Source organism: Oceaniglobus trochenteri, assembly GCF_020529025.1.
GTDB lineage: Bacteria > Pseudomonadota > Alphaproteobacteria > Rhodobacterales > Rhodobacteraceae > Oceaniglobus > Oceaniglobus trochenteri.
Genome location: NZ_JACNMM010000007.1, coordinates 162,076 through 178,789, shown reverse-complemented (window position 1 = coordinate 178,789; position 16,714 = coordinate 162,076). Strand labels below are relative to the sequence as shown.

Below are 16,714 nucleotides of genomic sequence, written 5' to 3'. Positions count from 1 at the left end.
GCCTTCCGCCGACTCGCCCGCAAGCGGTTCAACAGGCGCCCTTGCCGGTGAAGACCACCACGAGGGTGCGCAGCATGATCCGGATGTCGAACCAGAGCGAGCGTTCGTGGAAGTACCGCACGTCAAGCGCCACCCTTTCGTCATAAGTCGTATCGTTGCGCCCGCTGACCTGCCAAAGGCCGGTGATGCCGGGGCGCAGCGCCAGGTAGAAGGCGAAGTTGCCACCATATCGCCCGGCCTCTTCGCGGACCACGGGGCGGGGGCCCACCAGGCTCATCTCGCCGCGCAGCACGTTGAGGAACTGCGGAAGCTCATCCAGGCTGGATTTGCGCAGCAGGCGGCCCAGGGCATGAACCCGCGGATCGCGGGCCAGCTTGCGGTTCCGGTGCCACTCCATCCGCAGGCGGGTGTCCCTTTCCAGGCATTCGGCAAGCAGGCGGTCGGCATCGGCATGCATGCTGCAGAACTTGAGGCAATCGAAGGGCACACCGTCACGGCCCACGCGCCGGTGGCGAAACAGGACGTTTCCGCCATGGCAGACGAAAAGCGCCCCCGCGATCACGGCAAGCAGCGGCATGAAGAACACCAGAAGTAAGCTGGCCCCGACGATATCGACCAGCCGCTTGCAAAGGTCCATCCCCGAGCGGCGCATCGGCAAACCGATGCCGCGCCCCGCCCCCGGCCCGATCGACCGGTCGATCGATCTTTGCACGGTCATGTTCTTGACTGGATTGTCCATAATTCCCCCCCACGAAGAACCCCTCGAATGTTGCCGGTTGCCTTCCGTTTCGCCGCCCTGCCCCCGGTCCGGCCCGGGCGCGCGGCGCGGCACCCCGGGCGCCGGCATCGGCGCCTGCGGGTCACTTCGCCGCGCAAAGCGGCAGGGCATCTGAATCAAATGCTGCAAATTGCTGGCGATTGGTGTATCGCGAACCCCGAAAGACACCGTTCGCGCGCCGCAGGTCGGCCCGGTCGAACACAACAGGGGGCGGATGGTCCGTGCAGACACCGAAACGGCCAGACAGTGTGGCACAGCCCCATGACACCCGCCCGACATCCGAAAGCCAACCGGCGCAACGCGCACCGATGCGCGGGCGGACCATCCGCATCCTGGCGATCCTGGCCTGTGTGCTGTTCTGGGGCGCGGTCGCCTTTTATGCATTTTCCTGAGCCTCGGGCTCGCGGGCCTCGCGTTCCAGCAACATCGCTTCGATTGCCCGGGCCGCCGCCGCGATGCCGCCGTTCTGCGGATGGGCGACGCTCAGGTCGTTCAGGGGCGTGGTGATCAGCTGACCGGTGACGATCCGGCCCCAGCCCATGGTCGGGTCGAAGATGCGGCCCGAAGGGGATTCGCCGGTCACGAAATGCAGGACATCCCCGTCATAGGGCGCTGGTCGATGCCGGTTGCGCGCCTCTGACAGATGGGCGATGAAGTCTTCCTGCTCCTGGTCCAGATCGGTGTGGCGTACCCTGTCGATCAGCCCGACCCGCACCGCCCAGCCCAACAGGCCCGAGTTGCGGAAGACCCGGAAGGTGCCCAGGAAGGCCGAAACCGAAATGTCGCCCCGGCGCAGGAACCGCAGCCGCACCCGCAGGAAATGCAGCCGGTTCAGCAGGGCCATCCGCCGGTCGGCGCCCACCCGTTCGCCATAGCGCGGCTCCCACACGTCCTTGAGGATGACGGCGGCAACCTCCTGGCCCTCGGCCCTCAGCAGGCGCGCGACCTCGATTGCCAGGTTGCCGTGCACGCAGACGCCGAACAGGGCATAGGGCCCCCGGGGGCGGGCGCTTTTCACCGCCTCGACGTAGTCGGCGGCAATCTCCTCGAAGGGGCGCGGTGTCAGGATGATGCCGCGCGCCTTGTCATAGATCCGCACCGCCAGCGCCGGGCGGGGGGTTTCGAATTCACCCGAGATGGCAAAGACGGTTCTGGCGTTGTTGATCGCGATGATCGGAATGCCCCGCCCTTCGGGGCGCAGCTCCAGCACCCGCCAATCGCCTTCGCCCGCGTCGCTGACGGCCGGAGCCGTATCGCCCCCCGCCAGATGACGTGCCAGCGCGCGCAGGGTCGGGCTGCGATAGGCCGTGGCAAGGCTCAGCCGCTGGCCGAAGGTGCTTTCGATGCGCGACAGCATCCGCACGGTGAGAAGGGAATGCCCGCCGAGGGCGAAGAAATCGCTGTCGGGCGCCACTGAATCGACACCCAGAAGGTCGGCCCAGATGGCGGCCAGACGGGCCTCGGTCCGGGCTGTATCCATCGGCGCGGCAGGGCTGGCCCCTTGCGTGGCCTGCACCGCGCCGGCCAGCGGGAGCCTGGATTTCACCAGGCGCCCTGCCCCGTCGCGCGGCAGCGCAAGCAGCACGCTGATGCCGTCGCAGGCCAGACCGGACGTCCGGGCCAGGTGTTCGCCCAGAAGGCCGGGCAGGGTTTCCAGCGGCACGGTGACCGTTTCGGCCGGGGCCACGAAGGCATGGATGCGGCGCGCGCCACCGGTTCCCGACCATGGCAGGGCCGCGGCCTCGGTCACCATCGGGTGATCGGTCAGCGCGGTTTCGATCCGCTGAAGCTGGCGCGCATCCTCGCGCCGGTGCTCGGCCCGGTGACGGGGGCCGGGCATCTGCGACAGGCACTGGTCGGCATGGTCATGGGCAAAGCGGAACGTGGCCTGCCACAGCGCCAGAAGATCCTGCGCCGTCTGGGCGTCGAAAAGATCGGCGTTGTATTCCAGCGTCATGCGCCAGCCGCCTGCCCGCCCGATCAGGACGAACCCCAGATCATAGATCGCCCCCGGCGCATGGGACGGCGCACTGGAAAGCTCGAAACCACCGTGGCGCGCGGTTTCCATGAAGGCCTGTTGGAGGATGAAATTCACCGAGATCAGCGGCGTGCGCGATGGATCGCGCGGCGGATTGACCATCTCGACCAGCTTGTTGAAGGGCACGTTCTGGCCGATCAGCCCCTCTTGCACCACGGCGCGGGCATGGACCAGGTGATCGTTCAGGGTGGTGGTTGCGGGCGTGGCGAAGCGCAGCACGACGTTGTTGATGAAGACCCCGATCAGCGGCTCCAGGTCAACCTCGGTGCGGCCCGCCACCTGGGTGCCGATCGTCACTTCGGGGGTATCGGCGCAGCGCGACAGCATCGCGCTGAGCACGCCGGCACCGTAGGCAAAGGGCGACATCGCGCGTTTCGCCGCCTCGCGGTTCAGGGCCTCGCCGAAAGCGGGGGGCAGGTCGGTCGTGACCATGGCGCAGGCGGCGCTGCGTTCCAGCGGGCGGGGAAAATCGGGCTGAAGTTCGAAGTAGGGCAGGTTCTCCAGCCGCTTGCGCCAGGGGGCCAGGTCTTCGCCAAAGGCATCGCTGGCGAAATATTCCTGCTGCCAAAGGGCATAATCGCCGTATTGCAGCGGAAGGTCGGGCAGATCGGCGGTGGTTCCCGCGTCATGGGCAGCGGCCAGCGCGCCAATCTCGCGCCCCAACACGCCGATGGACCAGCCGTCGAAACAGATCTGATGCACCGTGATTGCCAGGATGGCACGGTCGTTGTTCAGCCGGATCAGCGTTGCACGGATCGCCCCGGCACGGGTCAGATCAAAGGGCAGCGCCGCGCTTTCCGAGGCGATGGCCTCAACTCGCTTTGCCTGTTCGCCCTCGGGCGTGGTGCGGATGTCGATCTCGGACAGGTGAAAGGCGGCGGTTTCCATCACCTGCTGCACGGGGCGGCCGTCCTGTTCGGCAAAGCGGGTGCGCAGGATTTCATGGCGCAGGATCACGCCGCGAAACGCCGCCTCGAAGCCCGCCGCAGTGAACCGCCCGGTCACATTCCAGCGGATCGCGACGTTCAGCGCCGGGTTGCCCGGGTTCAGCCGGTCAAGGAACCAGCACCTTTCCTGCGTGGCGGAACAGGGAAAGCAGGCAATCCCATCGCTGTCGGCATGGGCCGGAGGGGTGGCGGGCAGCGTCATGCCGACACCGCCGTCTTGCGCCGCGCACCGTTGCGGAAATCCTTGAGCGATGGCGCACGCGGCTCCTCGGTGCGGCTTTCGGCGAAGGCGACAACGCCCTGGATGGTCGGGTGCTGCATCAGGTGGCGCGCCTCGATGCCAAGGTCGCGTTCCAGCATCCGGGCGGCGATACGAAAGATCGAAAGCGAATCCGCCCCCAGTTCGAACAGGTTGTCGGTGATGCCCAAGGCCTCGAGTCCCAGAACATCGCGCCAGATCTCCACCAGCGTACTTTCAAGCGCGCTTCGGGGTGCGGTGATCTCGCGCAGGTTGGCCAGCGGCGCGAGGGGTTCGAGATCGGGCAGCGCGCGGCGGTCCAGCTTGCCATTGGCGGTTTCGGGCAGGGCCGCGATCCGCTGGAACCGGGTCGGCACCATGTAGCCGGGCAGAACCCGCCCCAGGGCAGGCCCAAGATCGTCGCGATCCGCCTCGGCCACGTAGAACCCCGCCAGAAGCGGCCCCGCCGGGCCGTCGCGCAGGTCAACGGCCGCGGCGCGGATGCCGTCGATATCGCGCAGCGCGGCTTCGATCTCGTCCAGTTCGATACGGAAGCCGCGCAGCTTTACCTGCCCGTCGCGCCGTCCAAGAAGGGTGATCGTGCCATCGCCCCCCCGGCGCGCCAGATCGCCGGTGCGATAAAGCCGCACGGCCCCCTGCCCCGGCAGGTCGACGGTGCGAAAGGCGGCCTCGGTCAGGTCGCTGCGGTTCAGATAGCCCCGCGCAAGCCCCGCGCCGCCGATGTTCAGCTCACCCACCACGCCGACGGGGGCAAGACCACCGTTGTCGTCCAGCACATGCATCACCGTGTTGGCGATGGGGGTGCCGATGTCGATGGCCCCGGCACCCACCGGACCGCAAGAGGACCAGATCGTGGTTTCGGTGGGGCCATACATGTTCCAGACGGCCCCGCCCCCGGCAAGCAGACGGTCGGCCAGGTCACGCGGCAGCGCCTCGCCCCCGACCAGGATCTTCAGCGCGGGATCGGGGCTGAACCCCGCCTCAAGCAGCATCTGCCACAGGGTGGGCGTGGCCTGAAGCATGGTGATGTCGCCCCGCTTCAACCGTTCGACCAGGGGGAAGGCCTCGCGCACCTCATCCTCTCCGGCGATGACGACGCGCCCGCCCCGGGTAAGGGGCAGCAGCAGTTCCAGCGCCGCGATGTCGAAGGCGACGGTCGTGACCGCCAGCAGGCTGTCGTGCGCGCCGAACCCGGGGCGCCCGGCCATGGAGGACAGGAGATTGGCCAGCGCCGAATGGGGCACCTCGACCCCCTTGGGCGTGCCCGTGGTGCCCGAGGTGAAGATCACATAGGCCGCCGGATCGCCCTGTTCGTCCAGTGGCAGCGGCGCGGCTTCGGCGAGATGGCCATCGCAGGGGATGCAGGCCAGGTCCAGCCCCCCCGCCACGTCGGGCGCGGCCCCCCGGTGGATCAGCCCGCGCGCGCCCGATGCCTCAAGCACCGCGCGCAGACGGGCGGGCGGATGCTGCGGGTCCAGCGGCACATAGGCATGGCCGGCCCTCATCACCGCAAGAAGGGCCACCACCAGGTCGGCGGACCGGTCGATCATCACCGCCACGGGGGCGCCGGGCCGTGGCAGGCGGCGTTGCAGGGCCGCGGCCAGACGGTCGCTTTTCGCCATCAGCCCGGCATAGTCCAGCGTGCCCGCCGCATCCTCGATGGCCGGGGCATCTGGCGTGGCGCGGGCCTGGGCCGCGATCATCGCATCGGCCCGGGCATGGGGCGGCATGGCCGTTTCGGTGTCGTTCCCCAGGGCAGCCAGCGCCACCTCCTCGTCCGGCGACAGAAGGGGGGCGGCGGCCAGGATAGTGTCCATGTCATCGGCGATGGCTGCCAGAAGGCGATGGTACTGACGGCACCAGCGCGCCACGGTATCGGCACCCAACACATCGCTGGCATAGGTCAGGTCGACCCGCAGGCCCGCGCCGCTTTCGGTGACATTGAAGATCAGATCAAAGTTGGTATGGGCGCGGGGGTTGGCCTCCATCGCGGTGTTCAGCCCGGAAAAACCGAAATCGGCGGGCTGTTGGTCTAGGTTGAACTGCACCTCGCTCAGCGGCTGGCGGTTGATGTCACCGCGCAGACCGGCGGTGCGCAGGATGGCGCCATAGGTGGTATCGCCATGGTCGAAACAATCCAGAACCTTGCCCGCGCAGCGCTTCAGGTGGGTGCGCAGGCTTTCGCCGCCATCACAGGTGAAGGAAATCGGCAGCAGGTTGACGCAATGGCCCACCAACCGGTCATCGGGCAGAAGGGTCTGGCCCGCCGTCGGCACGGCCAGCACCACGCGCGATGCCGCGCCGATCCGTCCCAGCATCGCGGCCAGCGCACCAGAGAGAGCGGCGAACAGCGTCACCCCCTCGCGTCCGGCGGCACGCTTCAGGCGCTTTGCAAGGTCGGCGTCAATCAGGTGAACATGGGTGGCCCCGTCAAAGCCGCGCGCGCCGCGACGCGGCCGGTCCAAGGGCAGGTCGGGCAGATCGGGCGCCTCGGGGAATTCATTGCGCCAGAATTCCAGCGTGGAATCGGCGGGCGCGCGGCCCTCCTGGCTGAGGGCGTATTCTGCAAAGCGCGCCGCCGGGGGCAGCTTTGCATCGCGCCCCGAAAGCTGCGCGTTGTAAAGCGCGGCCAGTTCCTCGACGATCAGGTAGGTCGACCAGCCGTCACAGACGATGTGGTAGGTGGTCAGGATCAGAACGTGATCCTCGTCGCCAAGCCGCGCCAGGGTGGCGCGCACCAGCGGGCCATTCACCAGGTCGAAGGGACGGCGGGCGTCGGCGGCGATCAGGGCGGACAGGGCGGCTTTGTCCATCGGTTGCGGATCGAGCGTCAGGCGCAGGCGGGCCATCACCTCGGCCGCCTCGCCGCTGGCGGCAAACCGCAGGCGCAGGGAATCGTGGCGCGCGACGACAGCGTTCAGCGCCTGTTCCAGCGCCGTCGCATCAAGCACCCCGGCCAGACGCAGGCTGACGCTTTCGATGAACACCCCCGAGGCCGCCGCGCCCAGCTGCGCGGCCATCCAGACCTCTTTCTGCGGTTCCGTGAGCGGTAGCGTGACCGGCAGAGCGTCGCGGCGCGTGTCCCCGGCCAGGATGCCGACCGCCTGCAGGCGGTCGATGGCGGCGGCGAAAACCTGCGCGACGGTTTCGAAATCGGCTTCGGAATGGGCGGTGGTCAGGAACCAGGGATAGCCGTCATGCACATGCACCCCCCCCAGACGCATCAGCGGGTAGAGCAGCGCGGCGCGCGGGTCATGTTCGGACAGGTTGACGATCATCCAGCTTGAAAACCCGGTGACGGCGCGGGGCAATCCGCGATCTTCGAGGATATCGTTCATCTGCCCCAGAAGGGCGTCGGTGCGCGGCGCCACCCGGTGGTAAAGCGCGCTTCCCTCGCCGTCGATATGATCGAGAACCGCCGACAGGGCCGCAAGGACAAGGGGGTGGCGCACGAAGGTGCCCGCGAAGAAGGTGGGCGGCACCTCGGGGGACGACTCATCTCCGAAGGCCCAGAACCCGCCGTCCAGCGCGTCGAGGAACCGCGCCGACCCAGACAGCACGCCAAGGGGCATTCCCCCGCCCACGACCTTGCCATAGGTCACCATGTCGGCGCGGATGTCCCAAAGTTCCTGCATGCCGCCGCGGGCCACCCGGAACCCGGTGACGATTTCATCGAGGATGAACGCCGCGCCACCGTCATCGGTGATGCGCCGCACCTCTTCGCAGAAGGCGCGCGGGCGCAGTTCGGGATGGCGGCTCTGCACCGGTTCAATCAGGACAGCGGCGATTTCACCGATATTGTCCCTGATCCAGTCCAGCGCGGCCTCGCTTCCGTACTCCAGCACGACCATGTTGGCCACGGAAAGCGACGGCACCCCGGCCACCGCAGGCAGCGCCGTGGGGTCGCCCGATGCACGGCCCTTCACCAGAACCTCGTCGAACTGGCCGTGGTAATCGCCCTTGAAGCAAACGACGGTATCGCGCCCGGTCACGGTGCGGGCCAGGCGCATCGCCGCCATCACCGCCTCGGAGCCGGTGTTGCAGAAGGTCACGCGCTCGTGCCCGGTGATGGCCAGGAATTTGCCCGCAACCTCGTGCGCCAGCGGGGTCTGCGGGCCGATGGCAAAGCCCTTTTCCATCTGTGCGGCGATGGCACGGGTGACGAAATCGGGCGCATGGCCAAAGGCGGTCTGCCCGAAGCCGTTCACAAGATCGACAAGGCTGTTGCCGTCGGGGTCGGTCAGGCGTGCGCCCTTCGAGGTTTCTGCGATGACCGGAAAGACCAGCTCTTTCCACTCGGCGCGAAAGCCCGAGGCGGTGCGCGGATCGGCCAGCGCGCGGCGGCCGTTCTGGGCGCGGGCCTTCGAAGTGGGAAACCTTGCGCCGTATTCAGCACAGAGATCGCCAACAAAGGCCAATTGCTCCGGCGTGAACTCTGCCTGAGCCGTGGCGCGGCGGTTCATGTCGTGCCGCGATCCGGCTTCGGGGCCGGTTGCCGCGACGGGCGCGCGGCCCACCCTTGCGGCAGCAGGAGGGGACGGGGGGGCGACCGGTGCCGCCCCGCCCGCGCCCATGGTGCGCATCTGGTTCTCGAAAAGCGACAGCATCGCCTGGGTCTGCGCCTGCATCAGCGCCCCGATATCGCCCGAAGCGGCGGAAACCTTGCCCGGCGCCGGGCCGGGATCGGGGCGCGGCGCCGGTTCGGGCGCGGCCATCTCGGGCGGCAGCGTCGCGTCGAGATGGGCCACCAGCGCCCCCACCGTGGACAGGTCGCCCATCAACTGGCGGAAGGTCAACGTGACACCCATGTCGCGCTGAAGCCGCTGTGTGACCTGCCCCAGAAGAAGTGAATCAAAACCCAGTTCAAGGAAGGTGCAATCGCTGTCATCATCCGTCAGGCTGTCGCCCGACAGGTCACACAGCAGGGCCAGAACACGGGCGGTCAGGGTTTCGGTGCGATCACGGGGGGCAGAGGGCGTGGACATGGCAACACTCGTCTCGCTGGTCTGGGAAAGGGCGGTTTCGGGTGCGGCTGCGCCCTGGCGGGCCAGCGGCAGGGGCGCGTCGATCCAGTGGCGTTTCTTCTGGAACGGATAGCCGGGCAGCGACACGCGCCGCCCCGCCGTGGCTGATCCGGCCGACCAGTCCACCTTGACCCCCTGCGACCAGAGCGCACCCAGGGCGGTGCCCATCGTTTCGCGGTCGCGGTCGGCTTCGCTGTGGTCGGGCAAGGATTGCAGGATGGCGCGCCGCCCCTCGCGGGCCACGGCCTGGGCGGCAAAGGCGCCAAGGCTGCGCCCCGGCCCCACCTCGACCAGAACGGGCGCGGCATTGCCGGCGCAAAGACTGTGCAGGGCCGTATCGAAATTCACCGCCGCGCGGCAATGGCGTGCCCAATAGGCCGGATCCATCGCTTCGGCATCGGTGATCCAGGTGCCCGTAACGCAAGAAACATAGGGGATCTGCGGCGCGCCAAAGGCATGTTTCGCCGCCTCATCGGCAAGCGCCGCCGCCACCGGGTCCATCATCGCCGAGTGGAAGGCATGGGAAGTGTGCAGCCGCTTGCAGGGGATATCCGCCTTGTGCAGCCGCGCCTCGACCACGCCGATCTCGGCATCGGGGCCGGCCAGCACGATCATCTGCGGCGCATTGCGCGCGGCAAGGTCCACGCCATCGCAAAGCAGCGGTTCCACCCGGTCGAACCCGGACCGCACCGACAGCATGGCGCCTGCGGGCTGGTCCTGCATCAGGCGCCCCCGCGCCGCGATCAGATGCAGCCCGGTTTCAAAGCTCATCACCCCGGCCAGCGTTGCGGCGGTGAATTCGCCCACCGAATGGCCGATCATCGCGGCAGGGGAAATGCCACGCGCCTGCCAAAGCCGCGCAGTGGCATATTCCACGAGGTAGAGCGCGGGCTGCGTGATCGCCGTGTCGCGCAGCACCCGGGCGGCGGCCTTGCCATCGCGGGCCGCGTAAAGCAGATCGTCAAGGTCAAGCCCGATCAGCGGTTGCAGGATTTCGCTGCCTTGCCGGATGATCCGGGCAAACCCGGGCTCTGACGCGCGCAGGCCCTGCCCCATGCCGGGATATTGCGCGCCCTGCCCCGGAAACATGAACATGACCGGCGGCGCATCCCCCATGGCAATCCCGGCCCGGAAGGGCGCGCGCAGGGCGGCGACGGCATCGGCGTGGCAGGTGGCGGCAACGGCATGGCGATGATCGAAGGCGCAGCGCCCCTGTTGCAGGGTAAAGGCGACATCGGCCAGCGACGGCGCACCGTCACGGCCAAGCCGTTCGGCCAGATCGCCCACGCGGGAGGCAAGGGCGGCCCCGTCCTTGCCCGAGAGCGGAAGGATGAACAGGCCATCGCGGGCCGGCTGAACCTGCGCCGGTGCCTCTTCAAGAACAAGGTGGGCGTTGGTGCCCCCCACGCCAAGCGCGCTGACCCCGGCGCGCAGGGGGCCGGGTTCGTCCCAGTCCTGCGCGAGGGTCGGAATGCGGAAGGGGCTTGGGTCAAGGTCGATCTGCGGATTGGGCGCGATGTAATTCGCCATGGGCGGGATGGTCCGGTCCCGCAGCATCAGCGCCGTCTTGATCAGGCCGATCACCCCCGCCGCCGCATCGCAATGGCCGATATTCGCCTTGGCCGACCCAAGGAACACCCGCCCCGGCGCCACCCCGGCAAAGGCCTTCTTCAGCCCCTCGAATTCCACCGGGTCCCCCAGGGGCGTGCCGGTGCCGTGACATTCGACATATCCGATGCTGCCCGGATCGACCCCGGCCGCGCCCTGGGCCTGGGCAATGGCCATGGCCTGCCCGGTCACGCTGGGCGCGGTGAAGGCGATCTTGTCGGCCCCGTCATTGTTCAGCCCCGCCCCCCGGATCAGTGCATAGACCTGATCGCCGTCCGCCAGGGCATCTTCGTACCGGCGCAACACCACGACGCCCGCGCCATGGCCAAAGACGGTGCCGGTTGCCCCGGCGTCGAAGGGGCGGCAATGGCCGTCACGCGACACCATGCCCCCTTCCTGGTAGAAATAGCCCCGCTCCTGCGGAAAGGTGATGGAAACGCCCCCCGCCAGCGCCATGTCGCAATGGAAGGCATCAAGGCTTTGACAGGCCTGCGCCACGGCCACCAGCGATGTCGAACAGGCCGTGGCAACCGTCACCGCCGGACCGGTTAACCCCAGGCGAAAGGCAACGCGGGTGGCCAGGGTATCGCCAAGCGCGCCCATGAATTGCTGATAGTCGCCCAGTTGATAGGTCGAGACGAAATCCTCGATCTTCGCGCGGTCGGACATCAGGTTGTTCAGGAAATACGTGGACATCGACGCGCCGCCGAACACCCCGATCGGACCGGGGGGGCGTGCGGGGTCGTGTCCCGCATCCTCAAGGGCCTGCCAGCAGGTTTCCAGGAAGACGCGGAACTGGGGATCGGTCTGCGCCGCTTCACGCGGCAGCATGTCGAAGAAGGGGGCGTCGAACATCTCGGCGCCTTCGATGGCGGGGCGCACCGGAACATAGGTATCGCGGGCGCGCTCGGCATCGGTGAAATTGTCGGCCAGGGTTTCGGGGGCGTGGGGGCGGATCAGATCGCGCCCCTCGCGCACCGCCTTCCAGAAGGACTCGACCGAGGCGGCACCGGGAAAGCGGCCCGCGATGCCGGTGATCGCGATGGCGCCTTGCAGATCGTCCGGGATAGATGCGCCCTGTGTCATGGCGCGGCCACCCTGTTGCGGCGGCGCGCCCGGGCCATGACGGCGCGGCGGGCGGCGATCGGGTCGGGTGCCGCTGCGCGCTCATCCAACCGCCTTTCAAGATCACGGATGCGCGGCGCTTCGAACAGAAGGGCGATATCGAACCTTCGGCCCAGCCTTTCCTGCAACAGCGCATGAACGGTAATCAATTGCAGCGAGGTGCCGCCAAGATCGAAGAAGGTGCGGGTTTCATCGGGCAGATCGCCACCCAACACGTCATGCCAGACCTGGCGGATCGTGCTGCGCAGGCTTTGCGCGGTGGCGCATTGCGGGGCGGCTGCCTGATCCAGCGTGGCGACAAGCGCCCTGCGATCGACCTTGCCCGAGGACGACAGCGGGAAGGCACCCCGCAGCTCAACCCGGGCGGGCACCGCAGCGGCCGACATCCCCCGGCGCAACCGCCCCAGCAGCGCATCGCAGAACGGGGCCGGGTCATCGACCGGGCCAAGCGGTTTGACAAAGGCGGTGATCCGTCGGCTGCCATCGGGACGGCGCAGGGCGACGGCGACGGCATCCTCGACCGCGTCATCGGCGCGCAGGGCGTGTTCGACACTGTCCAGTTCGACCCGCTGACCGTTGATCTTGACCTGCCGGTCGGCGCGCCCGTGAAAATGCACCACGCCGTCCCTGCCCCGCATGACAAGGTCGCCGGTCAGGTAGACGCGCCCGGAACACCCGCCCGCCGTCAGCGTGACGAAGGCCGCATCCGTCAGGTCGGGCCGCCCGAGATAACCTATCGCCACCCCCGCCCCGCCCACCGCAAGCTGGCCGATTTCGCCATCCGGCAGGGGGCGAAGATCGTCGTCCAGCACGAAAAGGCGATCGTGGTTCAACCCGCGCCCGATGGGAACCGGGCCGCCGGTCCAATCGTCGCCTATGGGGAAACAGCAGGTGAAAACGGTGTTCTCGGTCGGGCCATAGCCGTTGATCATCCGCAGATGTGGCAGGGCGGCGCGGATGCGTTTGACATGCACCTCGGACAGGACATCGCCACAGGGAAAGACCTGTTGCAGCGGCGCCAGAAGCTGTGGCCGGTGTTCGGCGATGATGTGGAACAGCCCGGCAGTGACATAGGCGATGGTCACATCGCCCTCGGCGATCACCTGTTCGATCCGGTCCAGCGAAGGCGCGGCATCGGGCAGCACCACCAGCGTTCCGCCGTTCAGAACCGCACTGTAGATTTCACCGATGCTGGCATCAAAGCCGACGGCGGCCATGTTCAGCATCACCTGATCGGGGCCAAGATCGGCATAGTCCTGGCCGCGGACAAGGCGGCAGACCCCGCGATGGGCCACCATCACGCCCTTGGACCGCCCCGTCGAACCCGAGGTATAGATCACATAGGCCGGATCTTCGGCGGTGATCTGACAGGCGGGTTCCTCCAGCAGGGCCGCGAAACCGGTGGTTTGCGCCGCCGTTCCGTCAAGTTCCAGCATCGGCAGACCGGCAGCCAGATCCGAGGTCATCGCCGCCTGATCGGGGTGAACAAGAACCGCCCCTGCCCCCGCTTCGCCCATTACGGCACGGTGATGCCCCCTGGGCGCGGCGGGGTCGAGCGGTACGAAAGCCGCGCCGATGGCCGTCACCCCCAGTTGCGCCGCCACGGTTTCGATGCTGCGTCGTGCCAGAATGGCCACCCTGTCGCCGCGGGCAATGCCCGCCGCGCGCAGGGCCCCCGCAACTCCGGCGGCCTGCCCGGCAAGGGCATGATAGGTGACGCGGCGCTGCCCTTCGATAATTGCAATCTTGTCAGGGCGATGCCGGACCTGCCCCAGGAAAAGGGCGCCGATTGTCGCGGCTGGATCATGATGATGATGCGAAACATCAATTGCAGAAAGAGAATGGAAATCATTCATCGCGATAACCAATAATCTAGGAACGCGCAAAAGCGCGAATAAGGAAACCTGCCTTATGATATTGACTGATCAGCCTGGAAATGCGCCATCAGTATTGAAATCAACGCCACCAGCTTTCCAGAAATTCGGGGCTGGATTTTTACATTGTGTGGGGTCGGTTCGGCTTGGCCCTTTGTCGAAGAGCCCGAAAATTCTAAACCTGCAAACAGAGTTAACATCAGGAAATGCCTGACGGTCAACAAAAAACCGTTTGCCGCGCCGGGTCGAATCCGAATTATCGCCTTGTTTCAGATGCCTGAATATTCCAGAATATTCCGACAGCCGGAATGCCCTGCGGATGTGCCCTGCCAGGATTCAACCCAGGGTTGTAAATTGCGATCGCTGAATGCGAATCATCTGTTTTCAGGGCCGGGCGACAGGAAGGGAGAGAGATTTGCAATTCTACCTGATCTCTCCCCTGTTCTTCGTCGCCATGGGCCTCTGCGCGATGGGGGGAATGCACCGCCTTCTGATGTTCCTCTGCGCGATGATGCCCTTCGGGATGCTGGCGGTGGTGGGCCTGCCGGCGGTGGGCGGGCTTTCCCTGCTGGCGGTCAACCTGTCCGCGGCCGCCTTGGTGGCGGGCGGGGTTCTGATCCTGCTGTCGCGGCTGATGCGCGGGCAGGCAATTGCGATTGCGCCGGCAACCTTCGCCCTGCTGGCCTTTGCCCTTTACGCGGTGTTTTCCGCCACCGTCCTCGTGCGGCTGTTTGCCGGGGAGACCATGGTCTTTGCCCTGTCGCGCGGGGCGGTGGGCGTCAAGGTCAGCACGCAGTTTTCATGGGGAAAGGTCTGGCTGGGGCCAAGCAGTTCAAACATATCCCAGACCTTCTATGTCCTTCTGGCATGCGGGTTCTTCATCGTCGCCAGCCAAATCCTGTGCCGCCGGGGCGCCGCTTTCGGGGCGCGCTGCTTCGCGCTGGCGGCCGGCGTCAACCTGGCGCTTGGGCTGCTGGATCTCGCGGCGCTTGATCCGCTTCTCTCGGTCGTGCGCACCGCCAGCTATTCCCTGGCCAACGAGGCATCGGTGCGCGGCATCCCCCGGGTGATCGGCGGGTTTTCCGAGGCGGCCAGCTTCGGCTCGGCCAGCGCGATGTTCTGCGGCTACTTCGCCTCGGCCTGGACCGGTTCGCGCCGCTTGCGTGACGGGGTGCTGGCGCTGGGAAACGGCGCCTTTGCCATGCTCGCGCTGTCCTCGACAGGCATCGTCGCGCTGGCCGTTGTGGTCATGGTGCTGACCCCCCGGCTGATCCTTGGCATGCCGCAGCGGATCGCGCCACGCCACGTTCTGGCAGGCGCACTTGCCCTTGCCGCCGGAGCGCTGGCTGTGGCCGCCGTCTTGACCCTGACCGACGCCCCGGCCATGATCTCCTCGGTGATCGACGATCTGATCCTCGACAAATCGGGCAGCTCCTCGGGGATCGAGCGGACGGCCTGGGCCATGGGCGGGCTTGAGGCCTTGCGCGACACCTGGGGCCTTGGGGCGGGCACGGGATCGTTGCGGTCGAACGGCCTGCCCTTCGTGCTGTTGGGCAGTGTCGGGATCATCGGAACCGCCTGTTTCGTGGTCTTCCTGTGGCTGGCCTTCGGCGGACGGGCCGCCCCCGGTCAGGCGGCAACGCTGGCGGCGGCCCGGGTCGGCGCGCTGGCGGTCATCGTGTCGATGCTACTGGCGGCAACGGTGCCCGATCCGGGTGTGCCGCTGATCTTTCTAGCCGCACTGGCCATTGCGGCGCGACAGCCCCAGCCGGTTGCCCCGGCCCTGCCACTGATGCCCGCCGCGCAGACACGCTAGACCGGTTTCAGGGCCTCGGCCTCGGTCTCGGCGAACATCCGGCGGCGCGCGCGCATCCGGGGGCGCAGCACCGTCGCATTCTTGATCCGCTGCCGCAGAATCGTGCGCTCCAACCCTTTGCGCGCCTCTTCAGGCCAGAGCCCGCGCGAAAAATGCTCGGAATCCAACCCGTCCAGAAGATCGCCATAGGTGGCATGGTGGTTGGCCGAGCTGCGCAACCGCCCCTTCCAGGGCTTCTCGGCCCCGGCGAAATGCATCAGATGGGGCGGCGCCACCCGCTGCACCCCCCAGTCGCGAAAGGGAACAAGGAAGTTCCAGCTGGCCGAAAGCCGCTGCCGGCGCCCCCCGATCACCGCGTTGATCGCGCTTTGATCGTGGTAGCGGCAGATCGCCAGGTTTTCGCGCAGGTAGTGCAGGGCCTCGACCGAAAGCTGTCGCCAGGTCTCCCAATGGCCCAGGATGACGCCCGAATTGCCATAGCCCTTGTCACCATCGATCCCCAGATCGCCAAAGTACCGTCGCACGGCAGCGCCGGTCGGCCCGGCATCGCGCCGATAGAAAAACGACTGATCCTCGGCCAGAAGCAGCTTGTCCTGCGCGACCCCCAGGCGCAGCAGGGGGGCGGGCGGGGCCAGGAACAGGGTGTCGCCATCGACATAGAGCATCCGCCGCCCCCCCGGGGCCGAGAGGTTCTCGGCCAGGAAGAACCGGGCCAGGCAAGAGGGGGGAACATGGGTCTTGTTGAACCGCTCATCGCTGAATTCCTCCAACTGCGCGGCATCCATGGCAACGACATTGGCCCCGAGATCGGCAGCCATCCGGTTAAATTCCTCGGATTGGGCCCGGGAAAACCCCAGTGTCATGACATGAACCGGCAGGGCCCCTGCGCAAACCCAGCGCCGCAAGGATGAAATGGACGCAAGGGTGGGCAATGCGAAACCGGGATCTGTCGTGTAAACGACATCGGTTTCGAAAGGAGCACTGACTGACATGAATTCTTCGCCCCTGTTGAATTGGAAATTGCGCCGTGGATTGAATGATCTGAATCGGGCGACCTTGAAATTCGAAGCCGTGCAATCACCGACACGCTAACAAATTTTGCAAAAATGCGCTATGGTCAAATTATTGCCAAAGCGAATCGCGACCGACCCGGCGCCGCAGGTGCCGATTTCAGTAGACATTGAATTTCACGGTGGTGCGAATGCCTTTTTTCTGCGTATTTCCAATGCGGCGGGTTTTGCCGAT

7 protein-coding genes are annotated in these 16,714 nt (G+C 67.0%); 2 read left to right on the top strand and 5 right to left on the bottom strand.

Features of this window, described 5'->3' with window-relative positions:
• Positions 1–28 precede the first annotated feature (28 nt).
• Positions 29–739: a sugar transferase gene (locus H7828_RS13455; protein WP_226781567.1), complete on the bottom strand. Its 711-nt coding sequence runs from the start codon at positions 737–739 to the stop codon at positions 29–31.
• A 260-nt stretch (positions 740–999) separates the two neighbouring features.
• Here H7828_RS13455 and H7828_RS13450 point away from each other — a divergent pair, with 260 nt between their 5' ends.
• Positions 1,000–1,170, top strand: coding sequence for a hypothetical protein (locus H7828_RS13450; protein ID WP_226781566.1), 171 nt, complete (start codon positions 1,000–1,002; stop codon positions 1,168–1,170).
• Here H7828_RS13450 and H7828_RS13445 read toward each other — a convergent pair.
• The 3 genes from H7828_RS13445 to H7828_RS13435 are packed head-to-tail and all read right to left on the bottom strand — an operon-like array spanning position 1,155 to position 13,635.
• Positions 1,155–3,965: a condensation domain-containing protein gene (locus H7828_RS13445; RefSeq protein WP_226781565.1), complete on the bottom strand. Its 2,811-nt coding sequence runs from the start codon at positions 3,963–3,965 to the stop codon at positions 1,155–1,157. The genes H7828_RS13450 and H7828_RS13445 overlap by 16 nt on opposite strands.
• On the bottom strand, positions 3,962–11,740 hold the full coding sequence (locus H7828_RS13440; protein WP_226781564.1) for a hybrid non-ribosomal peptide synthetase/type I polyketide synthase: 7,779 nt from the start codon (positions 11,738–11,740) through the stop codon (positions 3,962–3,964). The genes H7828_RS13445 and H7828_RS13440 overlap by 4 nt, the downstream gene beginning before the upstream one ends.
• Entirely contained in the window at positions 11,737–13,635 is a 1,899-nt protein-coding gene (locus H7828_RS13435; RefSeq protein WP_226781563.1) for a non-ribosomal peptide synthetase, read from the bottom strand. Before H7828_RS13435 ends, H7828_RS13440 begins: the two co-directional genes overlap by 4 nt.
• Before the next feature lie 433 nt (positions 13,636–14,068).
• Here H7828_RS13435 and H7828_RS13430 point away from each other — a divergent pair, with 433 nt between their 5' ends.
• Positions 14,069–15,469: a hypothetical protein gene (locus H7828_RS13430; RefSeq protein ID WP_226781562.1), complete on the top strand. Its 1,401-nt coding sequence runs from the start codon at positions 14,069–14,071 to the stop codon at positions 15,467–15,469.
• Here H7828_RS13430 and H7828_RS13425 read toward each other — a convergent pair.
• Positions 15,466–16,461, bottom strand: a complete 996-nt coding sequence (locus H7828_RS13425) for a glycosyltransferase family 8 protein (RefSeq protein WP_226781561.1) — start codon at positions 16,459–16,461, stop codon at positions 15,466–15,468. The genes H7828_RS13430 and H7828_RS13425 overlap by 4 nt on opposite strands.
• Between the last annotated feature and the right edge of the window lie 253 nt (positions 16,462–16,714).

Excerpts from the sequence above, each read along its gene's own strand:
- H7828_RS13455 (WP_226781567.1), bottom strand. The coding sequence starts at position 739 with ATGGACAATCCAGTCAAGAACATGACCGTGCAAAGATCGATCGACCGG.
- H7828_RS13445 (WP_226781565.1), bottom strand. The coding sequence starts at position 3,965 with ATGACGCTGCCCGCCACCCCTCCGGCCCATGCCGACAGCGATGGGATT.
- H7828_RS13440 (WP_226781564.1), bottom strand. The coding sequence starts at position 11,740 with ATGACACAGGGCGCATCTATCCCGGACGATCTGCAAGGCGCCATCGCG.
- H7828_RS13435 (WP_226781563.1), bottom strand. The coding sequence starts at position 13,635 with ATGAATGATTTCCATTCTCTTTCTGCAATTGATGTTTCGCATCATCAT.
- H7828_RS13425 (WP_226781561.1), bottom strand. The coding sequence starts at position 16,461 with ATGTCAGTCAGTGCTCCTTTCGAAACCGATGTCGTTTACACGACAGAT.